The following is a 14560-nucleotide window of genomic DNA, read 5'->3' on the forward strand; positions in this document are numbered from 1 at the left end:
GACTGTCGCGCCCACCAGAAATGCCGGGGCGGATCCGACAGCGCCCGCCAGCAGGGCCGCAGCAGATCCCCCAAACAACCACAGACACCCCACCAGCCACCACAGACCTACCAACCAGCCCGGATGAGGAAAGGCACCTCAACGCGGTATAAGCTGCCGCCCATCGTCATCCGGGCCCGCACGGCCGGGTGCCGCCAGGCGCGCCGGGGGGGATGCCCGGCACCCAGCAGAAGCGTCCGCGTCGGAAGCCAGGTCAGCCGATCGACACGCACGAGCCAAGGGATGGGGCAAACCAATGGCGCTGAGAATCAGTGTGGACCTCGAGGGGCTGCGCTGGGCCGACCTCTTCCGGTTCGTCGATCTCGCGAGAAGCGGCGGCATCGGTCCGGACGACCAGGTCGACGTCATCACCTACGGCAGCGACCCGATGTCGGTGAGCCTTTCCGCCCGGATCTATCCGGCGTCGGACGGTTTCCTGTCCAGCGAGCAGCCCGAGCTCGGGCCCGGTGACGGCCTGCGCGGCGCGGCACCGCTGTCCATCGCCCCCGGCAGCGGCTCGTCCGGCGGTTTCGGCTACGACGGATCCGCCGACCGCTCCGCGTCGTCCAACGGCAACCACTACCCCTCGTTCGACAACGGCGCCGACCGCTCCGCCTCCGCGGCAGGCAACCTTCCCGCGTACGGACCGCCCGGCTACGACAGCCAGCTGGAGCGGGGCACACCGCCTCCGCCGCCGCCCCCGCCGCCCCCGCCCTCCGGTGGATCGCACTACCCGGCCTTCGACGCCCCGACCGATCGGCTCGCAGGCCAGAGCAACGGCCAGTTCGCCGGTTTCGAGCCTGTGTTCGACCGTTCGCAGGGTGCGAAGGAGCCCGGTGGCGCGGGCGGGGTCGAAAGCCCGTACATCGAGGAGTTCGCGCGTCTCCAGGAAGGCCTGATGCGTCAGGTCCGCCGCGACGGTGAAGTCCGCCCCGACCGGACCTGACCTGACGCCTGACCGAGCAGTGGGGTCAGTGGGCGGGTCCGCGTAACCGGCCGCCCCGCGCCGCCGGACGCACCGGCGCCGGCAGCGCACCTGATGGCCGGCAGCCGCCCCTTGGCCCGCGTGCCCAGCTGGCCCGCGTGCCCAGCTGACCCGCGTGCCCAGCTGACCCGCGTGCCCAGCCCACCGCAGGCCGGCTGACGAACCTGCCTGGCACCTTCGGGTAACCGGCGCCACATGCACCATTCACATGGAGGCCGACCGCGCACGGGCCGGACCGCCCACATATGCCCTGACTAGGGATATTTCGGTGGAATCGGCGGCTCGTGGCACCCATGGCGGCCCACCCGTGCCACCGGGACGCACTCCGCGCCAGGGCATCGGGTGAGCGCATGGAACTTTCGCTCCACGATTGTCAGCGCTGCGTGGCGACGAAAGCACACTGCACATTCAATCGCTTCCGACTTCGTACGCAGATGGTGATGACAACGTCACCAGTTACCCGCTGTGGCGGTGCCGCCCGCACGTATCCGCCCGCAATGGTGCATGCTGCCTTCGATGGAGGACCCGCGCGTAGTCGACGTCGAGCAGTACCACGGTCAGTTGCGCTCGGAACTCGAGATGATCGCGAACGGACCGGTACTGGCCGGACCGCGGATCGTCGAACACATCAATTCGCTGATCGCCTTGATTGGCCTCCATCAACCGAACGAGTTCGACCTGTGCCTGGGCTGTGACCGGCTCTGGCCCTGCGCCACCGTCGTCGCGATCACCGGCGAGCTCGAGACCACCGAGGACGAAGTACCGCCCCGTCCCCTGCCGGTGCCGACCGCATCCCGTACCGGCCCCGGCGAGGTTCGAGGCACGGCGCCGGCCGGGCGCCCGGCCGGCGGCCAGCCTCAGGCCCCGGACCGCATGCCCACCCCGCCCCCGCCTGTCGATACCGGCGCCATACCGCACTTCGACACCGGTTCCATGCCACGCCCAGGCACCGGTGCCATGCCGGCCCCCGCCGCCGCCAGAGACGGCTCCCCGGCCCCAGGCGGCCCTGGCGGACCGGCACGCAGACCTGTCTTCGGCGATCCGCTGGCCGGGATCCGGCGTCCGGGAGCGGGCGAGGCCCAGCCGGCGCAGGCCCAGCCCCAGCCCCAGCCGGCGCAGCCTCAGGCCCATCCCGGGGCGCCCCAGCCGGGCCAGCCCCGGCTCCAGCCGCCCGGACAGCCCGCGCCCGGGCGCCCGCCGATGGGTGTCCCGGAGCCGGAGCGGCGATCCGGGCCGTCGCTCTTCCAGCCCGCGGCCGCCCAGTTCACCGATGGCGGCCTCGGGCAGCAGCACTCCATGCCTCCACATGGGTCGGACGTCGCCAGGGATCCGCGTGAGCGTCAGGCTCCCGGCGGGCCGCCGCCGGCGCCGTTCCCGCGGCCGGCCGCGGCGTCCTACGATCGCCCCGCCGCCGGCCCGCCCGCCGGGCCGATGGGCCAGCCCGTTCCCCCGGGTCAGCTGCCTGAGCCCGCACGCCCAGTGCAGTCCGGGCAGCCGCCCTGGGTCGGGCCGCCGGTGCCCGCAGGGCCGCCCACCCACGCCGGCCAGCCCACCTACACAGGTCAACCCGGCCAGCCAGGCCGGGACGGATACCCGGACCGCAACAGCTATCCGGACCGCAACGGTCAGCCGTTCGCGCGCCCGGCCGCCGCGGCAGGCGCTGGCCGTCCGAGCGGCCCCGTTCCGACCCGGCCGAACCCGGCGGGTCCGACCGCGGACGGCCAGATCCCGACCGGGCAGATCCACACTGGGCAGGTCCACACTGGGCAGGTCCCGACCGGGCGGTTCGCGCCCGGGCAGGTCCCGACGGGCCCCGTCCCCAACGGCCACTTCTCGAACGGGCAGGTTCCGAACGGGCAGGCCTTCACCGGCCCGGTACCCACCGGGCAGATCCCCCGCGGACCGGTCCCTGCCGGCCAGGCTCCCACCGGGCAGTTCCCGACCGGGCAGGTCCATACCGGGCAGATCCCGACCGGGCCCGACGCCCGCGGGCCGGAGCACCGGCAGCCGCCGGCCGCGATGCCGCCTGCCCCGGCACGTCCAGGTACGCCCGAGCCGCAGCGGCCACCCGCCGCCGCCAGGAATCCGAGGGCGGCAGCGGGTGGCGGCGACCGGGTGTCCGTACCTACGTCCCGGCCAGCACCGCCGATCTCCGGCCCGGTCGAGATGACGGCGGCGAGCATCGCGGCCGCGCGGGCCGCCGAAATGGCCCGAGCCGCCGCGGCGGCGGCTGCGGCCGGACCACAGGCTCTCCGGCCCCCGGACAACGTTCGCGGTGCTGATCGGGGAGCTCGCCCACCCGGGGGGCGGCTGGCCCCGGAACGGGGCCGGCACGCGGGTCCGGAACAGCCGCGCCCGCAGGGGTCGCCGTGGAGCAGCCAGGCCACCGAGCAGCGCCGTCCCATCTCTGTTGACGACTCGTGGGCCGGGACGGGCCGCGATCCGGCCCCTCGCCTCGGCCCGGGCGGACCTGGCGGTGCCGGGCAGCCCGGCGCCAGCCTCGGGCCCGACGTCGCGGGACCGACGGTCGGCGGCGGAGGGCCACCGGTGCCGCGGACGGGGCCAGCCACGGCCGGCCCGGGCGGCCAGGGCGGCGCTCAACCGACGAACGCCGAGCTCGAGGCGGTCGCGCGCGCCTGGCTCGCCCGCAAGGACTCCGTGCTGGACGGCATCGATGTGATCTGAGTCAGCAGGACGGGCACCGACGAGTTCAGGTTCTCGTCGCCGGCGACCTCGTACCAGGAGGACACGGCGAGTCCTCCACGCAGCCGGGCCGAGACCAGGCCAGGCTGTGCCTGTCCGAGGACACGGCAGCGCCTGTCCGGGATGTGCCGCTGCATGCCGGGGGAGGTTTGAGGTCTCTCCCCGGGTGGGAGGAACGCGACGCCGGCCCCGCCGTGGCGCCGCTGGCAGGCGAGGATGGACGAAGCCCGGAGGGTGATGTGTGGCCGAAGCGCTGACCGCAGGCTTCGACCTGCACGCTGATCCACGGGCGGCTGGGCGGGCCCGTGCGCTGGTCGCCGATCTTCTCGCGGCGTGGGGTTGCTCGACCGCCTCTGAAGTCGCGAAGCTGCTGGTCAGCGAGGTCGTCACCAACGCTGTCCGGTTCGTCGGGGCCCGTGAGGTGCTCCGGCTCACCGTCGAGTGCGGCTCCGGCCTCATCCGGGTCTCCGTGAGCGACGGCAGCCCGCTCCGACCGGTGCTCAGAGCCGCCCAGGATGACGACGAGTCCGGCCGCGGCATGCAGCTCGTGAGCGCCCTCGCGGAGCGGTGGGGCGTCGTCGACGACCCGCCGTCGATTGGTTGCGGCAAACAGGTGTGGTTCGAGCTGGCGGCGAGCGACTCGGCCGCGATCGCCTGTCACGTGCACTGAGCCGTAGACGCACTGAGCCCGTAGACGCACTGAGCCGTCCCGGCCGTCCTGGGCCGCGACGGACGTCTCGAGCCGTTCCGGGCTCGCTGGACCGTCCCGGGTGTGCCGAGCCGTCCCGGCGAAACGTCGACGCAGGTCGGATCACCCAGTCGGGCGCCGCGTGTTCGCATGGTGATCGCGGCATTCACAACTGCGACTGCGCGCTACCAACTCCTCGCCATGAGTCAGCCAGAATGCGGCATATTTCTCCGTAAGCGGTAGATGATGGTTCGCATACCAGCATCCAGGTGACGACACGACGTCACGATGGGGGGCGGTATGCCGCTGCAGACGCAAGTCGTCGTGGACATCGCTTTGCTCGTCGAACTCGACGACGGACTTGTGGTCCGTGCGTCCGATGACGGCACGCTCCGCTTCCCGGGATGCATTCCAGGCCCGGGAGAATCGGCGCTGGCCGCCGCCGGCCGACTGTTGCGTGCAATGCTGCCGGAGCAGGCCCCGGCCCGGCCAGCCGCGGCCAGACCACCGCTCTCCACCCCGGCCGACACCGCCGACGCGGCGGAAACGGGGGACGTGTCCGGCATCCTGCGGTTCGCGGGCTGCGTCGAGCACACCGACCACGTCAGCCCGGAGCATCGCCGCAAGGTCCTGACGGTGCTCTACGCCGTCGCTCCCGACCCGGCGCACTACCGCGACCAGGATGATCTTCTTCCGGACCTGTTCCTGCTTCGGCCGCACGAGATCGAGTCCCAGGCCACCCTCGCGACGGTCCAGCCGACCGCGGTCGTGCGCGCGGCGCTGGTCTGGTGGTCCGAGCAGTGGGCCTCCTGGCGTGGCCACGCCGTCGAGGACGCGGAGCCGTGGTGGACGATGCTGCGCAAGTCGGTGCGCACCCTGCGCGCTCAGCTCACAGCCCGCAGTGATGTCCTGCAGGGCGAGGCCTTCCGCGACGCCGCGGTGGCCATCTGCGCACTGGTCGCGGTCGCGGACGGCCGGGTGGACCCGGCGGAGCGCGACGCGATGATCCAGTCCATCCACAGCGAGCCTGTGCTTGCCGCCTACCCTCGCGCCGAGCTGGAACAGATTTTCGACCAACATGTGGCGCGGCTGCGCCTCGATCTCGCGGAAGGCCGCCGAGTGGCACTGAACGAGATCGGCAAGGTGCGCGGTGATTCCACCCGCTCGTGGGCGGTGCTCCACTTCGGGGCTGTCGTCGGCCGCGCCGACGGCTACTTCGATCCGGACGAACGCCGGGTCGTCCAGGAGGCCGCAGAGGTGCTGGGCCTGAGCGCAGGCCGGCTCGCCGTCCAGGCGGTCGAGGAATGAGCCTTCTCCACCGTCGACTCCGGCCTGCGGCGCCCCTGACCGTGCATCGTGAGATGGAAAAGGCTCAATGAACCCGCCTCGCCCCGCCCGCACCCAGGGCCACCCGGGGGCGACACCCGAGCCGACGCTGCGTGCCCGGGTCTTCCTGACCCTCGGCAACCGCGTCGTCGTCGCGAACCACCGCGGCCAGCCGTGGTTCTTCCTCCTCGGTGAGCACGTCGCCCCGGGTGAGGGCGTCGAGCAGGTCCTGCACCGGGTGCTGCGGCGCACGGCCGGATTCGAGGTGCGTGCCCTGGACTTCGTCGGCGGCATGGAGCGCCACGGAACCGGTCGCGGGACCGGCCACGAGGCCGCCCACGAGATCGATGTCCTCTTCGCGGGTGCCGTGCCCCGGTACGCCGAGTTCGGCAGCCGCGTCAACGAGGTCGACCTGGTCACCGTCGAGCGGTCCGATCTTCACCGGGTCGAGTTCCGTCCCGCGTACGTCGGCGACGTGATCAGCTCGTGGCTGGCCGACCGCGTACCGCGGTGGTACACCGACGGGGGGTCCACGCGGCCCCCGACCGTGGCGACTTCCTGAGTCCTCGGTCACCCAGGCGGGCCGCCGTAACAGACGCTTGGCGGGGCAGTCGCGGCCATCCAACCGTCATCTCCCGGGTACTTCACACCCAGCGGACCACCACGTCACAGTGAGTTTGGAACGCCCCGTCGCGGTGCAGGACTGCCTGGAGCGGGGTGGAGTCGCGGACAGCGGATCCACCCCACCCCAACCCGCTGTCGGTGATGGTGCGGAGGTAGTCGGCACGAGGAGCATTCAGCCGTCGTTCAGGCACGCGACATAGCGTGAACCCGAACTTCCGGACCGGAGGGGGTAGACATCGAGATCCCGGTCGCGATGAACGCCGACAACACGGCGGCCGCGCCGCGCGTTGTCGGGCCGACGCTGCCCCGCCACAGGCGGGCCGGTGAGCGTGCAACGGGCACGCCTCGTGCCGCAGCGGTACCGGACGAGCGTCCGGTACCGGGCCGCGCCCGCCAGGCGCCGGCCGGCCACCCGCCCCGGGAGGATGAGCTTTCCGCACCGGCCGGCCGAGGCTCCGGCACCGGGCCCTCGCGGCCCGCTGCTTCGGTTCCCGCCGTCTTCGGCGGTGTCGACGCCACCGGCGCCGCCGCGATCGCTCTCGACCTCGGCCGGGTGCGGCCCAGGTTCGGCCTGCGCCGCACCCGGGTACGGATCCTGGTCGCGGCCGCGATCCTCGCGATCGTCTCGATCATGGCGACCAGATTCCGCGAGGATGTCGTCGGCAGCCTCACCGCCGTCCCCGCCCCGCGCTGGCACTGGCTCGCGGTCTGCCTGGTCGCCACCGCCGGCTTCTACGTGGCGCACGGGGTGAGCGTGCGGGCGGCCAGCGGGCTGCGGATGGGGCTCGGTATCGCCACCGCGTCCCAGCTGGCCGCCGCCGCGGCGAACCGGGTGGTGCCGGCGGGGCTCGGAGCCATCGCCATCCATCTGCGTTTTTTCGAGCGACGTGGGATGAATCGACCCGCGGCCCTCGCCGCGGTGGCCTCGCTCAAGGGCGTCGCCTTCCTCGTCCATCTGGCGGGCCTCGCGCTCGTCGCCGGAACCCTGCGCAGCTCAGGCGTCGGCGAGGCGGTGACGGCTCCCGTCCGGATGACGGTGAACGGAATCGGCACCGGCCCCTTCATGGCCGGCGTCGCCGTGGTGGGCGTGGGTGTGGGCTCCGCCGTCGCCCATCCACGAGTACGGTGCCGCGCACGGCCCGCCATGCGGGTCTTCCGCGAGCACCTCGGATCGCTGGCCCACTCACCCGGGCGAACCGCCGTGCTCGTGACCGGCACCGCCGGGACGAAACTCGCCCAGGTCGTCGGCATGGCAAGCGCGGTCTGGGCCTTCGAGGGCGAGCTGGACCTCGCCACGATCACCGCCGTGTACCTGGTCGGTTCCGCCGTCGCCGGCGCGGCTCCGACCGCGGGGAACGTCGGCGCCATCGAGCCGGCCCTGGTCATCGGCCTGACCGCCTCCGGCGGCGCCGGCCCGGCGATGGTGGCCGCGGTGCTGGTGTATCGCCTGATCAGCTACTGGCTCCCGATCATTCCGGGTGTGACCGCGCTGGCAGTGATGCGCCGTCGCGGAGACCTCTAGGTATCTAGGCGCCTCGCAGCCGCGCGGCTCGAACGCCGCAGCCCCATCCCATGCCGTCACACAGCTCCGGCAGTTCGCTCAAGAGCGGCAGAAAGGGCAGAGTCGCCGGATATTCCGCAAGGGTTGAGGATTCTGGTCGCCAGAACGACCACGATCCTCAACCCTTGCCCGGCGGCAGCCACAGGCACGCCGCCCTCTCCAGCAGCCAGAATCCTCAAACGTCTGCCCGTCAGCGACGTCGGATCCGGGTCCGCGGGTCAGATCCGGGTGGAGCCCTCCGCGGACAGGTTGAGCTGGCGCAGCACGGGCGTGTCTCGCTCGAAGCCGAGCTCCGACACGGCGGCGGGCACGATCACAAAACAGGCACCCGCGGTCGGCGGCAGCCGAAGCCATCTGGCGATCAGCACGCGGAACATGTGGCTGTGCCCCACCAACGCGACATCGCCGCGCTCCAGCCAGGGCCGCACCCTGGCGAGCACCAGATCGGCACGCCGCCCGATCTGATCGACGGTCTCCCCCCCAGGCACCTCGCCGGTGAACACCGACCAACCCGGATGGTCCCGGCGGATGGCCGGCGTCGTCAGGCCTTCGAGGTCCCCGTAGTCCCACTCGGCGAGATCCGGCCACACGGCGCGGTCCGCGACAGTTGGTTCGGTGGCCAGGAGCCCCGCCAGGTCCGCGGTGCGGGTCGCACGCAGCCGGGGGCTGGTGGCCACCAGCACGAACCGCCGCCCCGCCAGGAAGCTCCGCAGCGCCGTCGCCTGCCGTTCCCCCTCAGCGGTCAGGGCGATGTCGGTTCGTCCGGTGTGGCGCCCGGACCGGCTCCACTCGGTCTCGCCGTGACGGATCAGAGTCAGGACGCCGGGCCCACCGGACGCGGCAGACACACCGGACGCTCCGGCTCCTCCGGACGCACCGGCTCCCCCGGGCGCTCCGGGCAGGTTCACCGCCTCCGGCGCCGCCGCCGGGCTCCCACGGCCAGCAGGAACACCGCCGACGCCAGCGCGACCCTCTCCCAACGGACCGTGCGCACGACCTCAGTCGGCACGCCCTTGCCGGATGTGCCGGAGCTGCCCGCAGCCGCCAGCCCGCCTTCGGCGTCCTGATGCCCTGCCCGACCGCCCGGCAGTGCCGCGGGCCGTGGCGACGATCCGGCCGGAACGAGGCGCTCGCGCAGCTCGCCGACCTTCACACGGATCTGTTCGTTCGCGCGCTCCGCCACCCGCCTGGGGCTGACGATCTCCGCGATAGCGTCGACGGTCTCGGCCAGCTCGGCGCGGGTCTGTTCGATCTGACGCTGGATGACGGCCGGATCCTGCGGCACCGATGTCGCCCTCTCGGTTCTTGTGCGGGTGGACGGGGCCGGGCTGACGACCCGACTCGATCGTGCCAGACCAGCCCTTCTCCAGCTCGACGAAACGACGCTCCGGTGGCAGGGGCCCGGCCGGTACATCCACCCCACGCGCGGACAATCGCCCACTTTGTCCTGGTCAACCTACCGACGGCCGCCGCCCGACCGATCGGGTGTGAGATGAGGCCCGGACCACCCTGATCGGGGCCGGCTCGCGTCGATCGGGGCCACCCCCGCCACCCCTGCCGCCCGCGTGGCCTCGTGCCGTCCCGCACCGCGCCGGCGTCATCGGTCAGCACCGCCTGCCCCGCGCCGCGTCCTCGGGTCAGCACCGCCCCCTCACCCAGGCCAGTGGTACCGGGCTCGGCAATAGGCTTACCTGGTGCGAGTCGGGCGGTGTGAGGGGCGGTACACCGGCCTCGCACGGTCCCCGGGGCTGGGCCGGCTCGGAGCAGCGGCGCGGCGCGGGCTGGGCTTCGCCGTGCCGACGGTCGCGCTGGCGCTGCTCGCCCACCTGCCGACCACCCACTCCGCGGGGCCGGCAGCGGGCCGTGTGCTGCTCGTCCTGCTCATGCTTGCCGTTCTGCGTGCCGCAGCCGACCTCCTTCGTCCGCGGGCCGTTCGGCTGCAGGGCGTTCAGCTGCAAGGCCTCGACGGCACGTGGTGGTCGGTGCGCGCCTCGACGGGTCGGCCTGTGCTCGGTGCCGTCGGCTCCGTTGCCGGGCTGCTGGCTGTGCAGGTGATGCTGCACGTGGCCTTCACGGCCAGGCCGACGCGAGCGCCGGCCGGCCAGCTGGCCGGGCTGTTGTGCGGGGCCGAGCGGGCCGCCGCGGCCGGCGGCGTGCCCTGGTTCGACGCCTCCCAGCTACGCGCGACGGCTCTCGCGGGCCGCCCGCCCGGTTCCCTGGTCGCCACGACCTCCACGACCGCGGCGGGCGGCGCGGCACGCCTCGGACCAGCGCATCTCGGGGCCCTGCACCTGCACAGCCTCGGGCCGGCGGTTCTCCTCGCACACAGCCTGGCCGCCGCCGTGGTCTTCTGGTGGGCCCGTCACGGCGTCCAGGCGGTCGCCGCCGCCTGCCGGATCCTCGGTTCGCGGCTCCCCACACTGCGCGCTGCCCACGCCCCGACCCTGACCAGACGACGGGTCGTCCGAGCGCCCGCACTGCGCGGGCCGCGTGTCCTGGAACGCCCCTGGGCCGCGGTCGCCTCGCGCGGGCCCCCGGTCGCCGGGTTCACAGCCCTCACAGCCGCCCGGCCCTGCCCGCGGTAGCCCCGCCGCGGCTTCGCCCTGCCGGCGGTAGCCCCGCCACCGCTTGGCCCTGCCCGCGGTAGCCCCCACCGCTTGGCCGTGCGCGGCAGCCCGCGTTCGCCCAGCCGTACCGGCCGGGCGCGGATCGGTCATGCCCGCGATGTCAGGTCAGCCCTGGCCGTCGTCGCCGGCACAGCACCGCCGCGCCCGCGCGGACGGCGCCTCCCGCCCACTGCTCTTCGTAGGAGTCAGGTGCACACCTCCAGCAAGACGACATCCGCAACAACCCCCACGGCCGACGAGGAGGCCACAGCCGCGGCCCGTGCCGGGCATTCACCCGGCCCCCGGCGAAAGTCACGGCACGGCACGGGACGTCCTGGCCGGGTTCGGGTGGCTCTGGCCCTCGGGCTCGCCGTGAGTCTCGGCGCGACACTCGGCGCATGTTCCAGCGGTGGAGACGGCACAGGGGTGACGATCGTCGACGCCGGCGGAACCGGCGACGGGCTACACGGCGTTGTCCCAACAGAACGCTTCGCGAAGCCGGCTCTCGGCCTGACCGACACCGACGGCCGCCCGTTCGACCTTCGCACCCGAACGCAAGGGAAGATCACTCTGCTTTTCTTCGGCTACACGATGTGCCCGGACGTCTGTCCGACCACCATGGCCGACATCGCCGCGGCGCTGAGCGAGGTCGACCGGTCCGTCCGGGACCAGGTCTCCGTCGTCTTCGTCAGCACCGACCCGGAGCGGGACACCGGCGAGGTCCTCGACCGTTGGCTGAAGGGGTTCGACTCGAGCTTCATCGGCGTCCGCGGGCCGTTCGCGAAGGTCCAGAGCGTGGCGGAGTCGGTCGGCGTCCCGCTGGAGGCACCGGAGGTCCAGGCGGACGGATCCGTCCTCGTGACGCATGGCAGCCAGGTCATCGCCTTCGGCCGTGACAACCGGGCGCGGGTGCTCTACCTGGCGGGGACATCCGTCGCCGACTACATCGCGGACCTGCCCGTCCTGACCGCGGAGAAGACCGGGACCACCGCCGGTGCCGACGACGACGCGGCCACGAGCACGGGAAGCCCGGCGAGCCCGACTGACGCCCAGAAGGCCACGTCGAGGCCCACCGGCACCACCGCTTCCACGCCCACCGGCACGGCGGCGGCCACCAGCTCCCCGGCCCCGGCCCCGGCGGCAGCGGCAGCGGCAGCGGCCAGGCCGACTCCGGTGGCCACCGGATGAGCCTCGTCACCGCCCCCAGCCAGCAACGCAACCGGCTGCTGCTCCGACTGTTCTCCACGGTCCTGCGGGTGGGGCTCGGTGCGGTCTGGCTCGTCGCCGGACTCCTCAAGGTCGACGATCCCGACGGCATGGTGCGCTCGGTCCGTGCCTTCCGGATCCTGCCCGAGTCCCTCGTCCATCCGGTGGCCTACGCCGTGCCCTTCGTCGAGATCGCGCTGGGTGTGCTGCTGATCGTCGGGCTCACCGTCCGGCTGGGCGCGTTCGTGTCGGCCGCGCTGTTCGCCGTCTACATCGCCGCCATCTCGTCAGCGGCGGCCCGTGGCCTGCGCATCGACTGTGGCTGCTTCTCCACCGGCGGCGACCTCACCGCCGAGGCACCGACCCAATACACCGAGGAGATCGTTCGCGACAGCGCGCTCCTGCTGGCCAGCCTGTTGCTGGCCCGCTGGCCGGACGGCTTCCTCACGGTCGACCGGCTCCTCGACAGGACGTCACATCCGCCCCTCGACGACGAGGATGACCAGGTTCGGGAGGACTGATGGCAGGCAGCGATCCGGCGGGCGACGGCCCGGCCGGCAAGCGCCCGGCGAATGACGGCCCGGCCGGGAAGCGCCCGGCGAGCGTGAGCGCCGCGGAGCGCCGCGAGCGGGTCGCGGCCGCGCGGCGCGCCGAGGCCGCGAAGGAGCGACGACGGCGCCAGCTCATCATCGGCTCCGTCGTCGCGGGCCTGCTCGTCCTGGCCGCCGTGATCGGCTTCGCGATCCAGAGCTCGCGGGAGGAGTCGAAACCGGTGGTGCTGCCGTCGACGGCCACCGGGCCCGACAACTCCATCGTGGTCGGGCAGGCCAGCGCCCCCGTCACCGTCGACATCTACGAGGACTTCCAGTGCCCGGCCTGCGGCCAGCTGGAGAAGACCACCGGCTCGACGATCAGCGACCTCATCGACGCGGGCGACATCAAGGTCAACTACCATCTGATGTCGTTCCTCGGGCCCGAGTCGGTCCGGGCCGCGAACGCCGCGTCGGCGGCGGCTGACGAGAACAAGTTCAAGCCGTTCCACGACGCCCTGTTCGCCGACCAGCCCACCGAGCACACCGACGGCTACCAGAACGACACCCTGATCGAGAAGGGCGCCTCGGTCGGCCTCACCTCGACGGCTTTCGTGGACGCCGTCCGGAACGGAAAGTTCGACGGCTATGTCGCAAAGGTCGACGAGAGCGCCTCGAAGGCCGGGGTGACCTCGACGCCCACCGTGCTGGTCGACTCCAAGCAGCTCTCCGCGGACCAGCTGACCCCGGACGGGCTGAAGGCCGCGGTGGCAGCCGCCAAGAAGAACGGCTGACACTCCGCCGACCGGCGCCGGGTCCTGCTCGTTAGCAGAGGATCCCCGAAGCCGCCGCGGCGAAGATCAGAGGATTGTGGTCGTTCCGACGACCACAATCCTCCAGTCTCGCTCGGCGGCAGCGGCAGTGGCGGGCGACGGTGGTGGCAGCGGGGAGCCCGTAGCTCGGGACTGCCGCCCGCTCCGGGACGACGAACGTCCTCGACTCCCCGGAGCGAGCCAGACGCGATCATGCGAGTCCTCGTCACACCCCTGAACGGACACGGGTGAAGGGTGCAAACAGGGACACCGGGGGATCACGGCAGGGTGTTTGCCGGCCCGCCGGAGCCGCGACTAGCTTCTCGGACATGACCGAGACCGCCAGCGCCGCTCGCCTCTCCCCCGGTGACCCCGCGCCCGACTTCACCCTGCCCGACGCAGACGGCAACGAGGTTTCGCTGTCGTCCTTCCGTGGCCGCAAGGTCGTCGTCTACTTCTACCCCGCCGCTTCCACGCCCGGCTGCACGAAGCAGGCCTGCGACTTCCGCGACAATCTCAGCCTGCTCAACGACTCCGGTATCGACGTCCTCGGGATCTCGCCGGACAAGCCCGCCAAGCTGGTGAAGTTCCGCGACAACGAGGAGCTCACCTTCCCGCTGCTCTCCGACCCCGACCGGGCGGTGCTGTCCGCGTACGGAGCATTCGGCGAGAAGACCATGTACGGCAAGAAGACCATGGGCGTCATCCGCTCGACGTTCATCATCGACGCCGACGGAAAGATCGAGAAGGCGCAGTACAACGTGCGCGCCACCGGCCACGTCGCGAAGCTCCTGCGGGACATCGGCCTCGCCGACTGACCCGGCCGACCCGGCGCGGCGCAGGCGGCCAGACGGCACCGTCGGTCCGGCGCCGTCTGCCTGACCGGCGCCGCCCGACCGGCCCGGTGCCGCGCTGGATCGGCACCGCGCTGGATCGGCACCGCGCTTGGCCGGCGCCATCCACAGCTCGGTCGGCACCGGCCAGGCCCGGTCCTGCTCAGCTGGCGACGCGCAGGTCCCACTGGAGCAGCACGTTGTCCGGCTGGGCGGGATCCACCAGCACGGGAACCCTCCGGCGACGCTGGCTCGGGACGCGAACCCCGCCACGCCGGAGTCCCGCCGGCACCGCCGCGGCCGGCTCGGCTTCGGGTACGACCGCGCGGCGGATCACCGGGTACGGCTGCTCCCCGGGGCACTCCACCAGCAGGCGCACCTCCGCCACGGTCCCCCCGAGAACCCGGACGCCCGTGTCGTTCACAGCGCTGATCACCGCCATCGCGGCCCTGCCGTTGTCGATCAACCGGCGAGCCCGGTCGCGTTCCTCCTGAACGGAGGCGGACACCTGCTCAGGCTGGTTCCGCGCGGGCTCCGCAACGACGGTCATAGATCTTTCCCCCAGAGGCATCATGCGCCCACCGACGCAGGTACACCCTGCACCCGAACGGGTCCTCCCCGCCGTCGCGTCCGCGACACCACCGGCT

14 protein-coding genes are annotated in these 14560 nt (G+C 72.7%); 11 read left to right on the plus strand and 3 right to left on the minus strand.

All coding sequences use genetic code 11. From position 1 onward, the window contains the following. Positions 1–295: 295 nt before the first annotated feature. The 6 genes from ACG83_RS02630 to ACG83_RS02655 all read left to right on the plus strand — a co-directional run bounded on the left by ACG83_RS02630 (position 296) and on the right by ACG83_RS02655 (position 7887). On the plus strand, positions 296–985 hold the full coding sequence (locus tag ACG83_RS02630) for a hypothetical protein (protein WP_054564541.1): 690 nt from the start codon (positions 296–298) through the stop codon (positions 983–985). A 555-nt stretch (positions 986–1540) separates the two neighbouring features. Then, positions 1541–3709: a hypothetical protein gene (locus tag ACG83_RS02635; protein ID WP_152991241.1), complete on the plus strand. Its 2169-nt coding sequence runs from the start codon at positions 1541–1543 to the stop codon at positions 3707–3709. A 259-nt stretch (positions 3710–3968) separates the two neighbouring features. Continuing rightward, entirely contained in the window at positions 3969–4397 is a 429-nt protein-coding gene (locus tag ACG83_RS02640; RefSeq protein WP_054564543.1) for an ATP-binding protein, read from the plus strand. Positions 4398–4715: 318 nt separating this feature from the next. Further along, positions 4716–5723, plus strand: a complete 1008-nt coding sequence (locus ACG83_RS02645) for a tellurite resistance TerB family protein (RefSeq protein WP_054564544.1) — start codon at positions 4716–4718, stop codon at positions 5721–5723. Positions 5724–5790: 67 nt separating this feature from the next. Further along, positions 5791–6303, plus strand: coding sequence for an NUDIX domain-containing protein (locus ACG83_RS02650; protein WP_054564545.1), 513 nt, complete (start codon positions 5791–5793; stop codon positions 6301–6303). A 315-nt stretch (positions 6304–6618) separates the two neighbouring features. Next, the gene (locus tag ACG83_RS02655; protein WP_054564546.1) at positions 6619–7887 is read left to right on the plus strand and encodes a YbhN family protein; all 1269 of its coding nucleotides are present in this window, start codon (positions 6619–6621) and stop codon (positions 7885–7887) included. A 257-nt stretch (positions 7888–8144) separates the two neighbouring features. Here ACG83_RS02655 and ACG83_RS02660 read toward each other — a convergent pair whose 3' ends face one another. Together ACG83_RS02660 and ACG83_RS02665 are read right to left on the minus strand one after the other, a co-directional pair. Further along, positions 8145–8774: a histidine phosphatase family protein gene (locus ACG83_RS02660; protein WP_054564547.1), complete on the minus strand. Its 630-nt coding sequence runs from the start codon at positions 8772–8774 to the stop codon at positions 8145–8147. A gap of 56 nt (positions 8775–8830) precedes the next feature. Continuing rightward, the gene (locus tag ACG83_RS02665) at positions 8831–9211 is read right to left on the minus strand and encodes a DUF3618 domain-containing protein (protein WP_054564548.1); all 381 of its coding nucleotides are present in this window, start codon (positions 9209–9211) and stop codon (positions 8831–8833) included. A gap of 409 nt (positions 9212–9620) precedes the next feature. On the opposite strand from ACG83_RS02665, the gene ACG83_RS02670 reads away from it, so the two are divergent. The 5 genes from ACG83_RS02670 (at position 9621) to bcp (ending at position 13898) form a co-directional block, all read left to right on the plus strand. Further along, positions 9621–10511 (plus strand): hypothetical protein, encoded by an 891-nt coding sequence (locus ACG83_RS02670; protein WP_054564549.1) that lies wholly within the window; start codon positions 9621–9623, stop codon positions 10509–10511. Positions 10512–10742: 231 nt separating this feature from the next. Then, the gene (locus ACG83_RS02675; protein WP_054564550.1) at positions 10743–11720 is read left to right on the plus strand and encodes an SCO family protein; all 978 of its coding nucleotides are present in this window, start codon (positions 10743–10745) and stop codon (positions 11718–11720) included. Then, complete coding sequence (locus ACG83_RS02680) at positions 11717–12259, plus strand: MauE/DoxX family redox-associated membrane protein (RefSeq protein WP_054564551.1); 543 nt, start codon at positions 11717–11719, stop codon at positions 12257–12259. The genes ACG83_RS02675 and ACG83_RS02680 overlap by 4 nt, the downstream gene beginning before the upstream one ends. Then, positions 12259–13062, plus strand: a complete 804-nt coding sequence (locus ACG83_RS02685; RefSeq protein WP_083472982.1) for a thioredoxin domain-containing protein — start codon at positions 12259–12261, stop codon at positions 13060–13062. Before ACG83_RS02680 ends, ACG83_RS02685 begins: the two co-directional genes overlap by 1 nt. Before the next feature lie 347 nt (positions 13063–13409). Next, entirely contained in the window at positions 13410–13898 is a 489-nt protein-coding gene (gene bcp / locus ACG83_RS02690) for a thioredoxin-dependent thiol peroxidase (protein WP_054564552.1), read from the plus strand. Between the two features lie 178 nt (positions 13899–14076). On the opposite strand, the gene ACG83_RS02695 is transcribed toward bcp, so the two are convergent. Next, positions 14077–14463 (minus strand): hypothetical protein, encoded by a 387-nt coding sequence (locus ACG83_RS02695; protein ID WP_054564553.1) that lies wholly within the window; start codon positions 14461–14463, stop codon positions 14077–14079. Positions 14464–14560: the final 97 nt, after the last annotated feature.

Origin of the sequence: Frankia sp. R43 (assembly GCF_001306465.1) — a bacterium.
Taxonomy (GTDB): Bacteria; Actinomycetota; Actinomycetes; order Frankiales; family Frankiaceae; genus Parafrankia; species Parafrankia irregularis.

Excerpts from the sequence above, each read along its gene's own strand:
- ACG83_RS02630 (WP_054564541.1), top strand. The coding sequence starts at position 296 with ATGGCGCTGAGAATCAGTGTGGACCTCGAGGGGCTGCGCTGGGCCGAC.
- ACG83_RS02635 (WP_152991241.1), top strand. The coding sequence starts at position 1,541 with ATGGAGGACCCGCGCGTAGTCGACGTCGAGCAGTACCACGGTCAGTTG.
- ACG83_RS02645 (WP_054564544.1), top strand. The coding sequence starts at position 4,716 with ATGCCGCTGCAGACGCAAGTCGTCGTGGACATCGCTTTGCTCGTCGAA.
- ACG83_RS02650 (WP_054564545.1), top strand. The coding sequence starts at position 5,791 with ATGAACCCGCCTCGCCCCGCCCGCACCCAGGGCCACCCGGGGGCGACA.
- ACG83_RS02655 (WP_054564546.1), top strand. The coding sequence starts at position 6,619 with ATGAACGCCGACAACACGGCGGCCGCGCCGCGCGTTGTCGGGCCGACG.
- ACG83_RS02680 (WP_054564551.1), top strand. The coding sequence starts at position 11,717 with ATGAGCCTCGTCACCGCCCCCAGCCAGCAACGCAACCGGCTGCTGCTC.
- ACG83_RS02685 (WP_083472982.1), top strand. The coding sequence starts at position 12,259 with ATGGCAGGCAGCGATCCGGCGGGCGACGGCCCGGCCGGCAAGCGCCCG.
- bcp (WP_054564552.1), top strand. The coding sequence starts at position 13,410 with ATGACCGAGACCGCCAGCGCCGCTCGCCTCTCCCCCGGTGACCCCGCG.
- ACG83_RS02695 (WP_054564553.1), bottom strand. The coding sequence starts at position 14,463 with ATGACCGTCGTTGCGGAGCCCGCGCGGAACCAGCCTGAGCAGGTGTCC.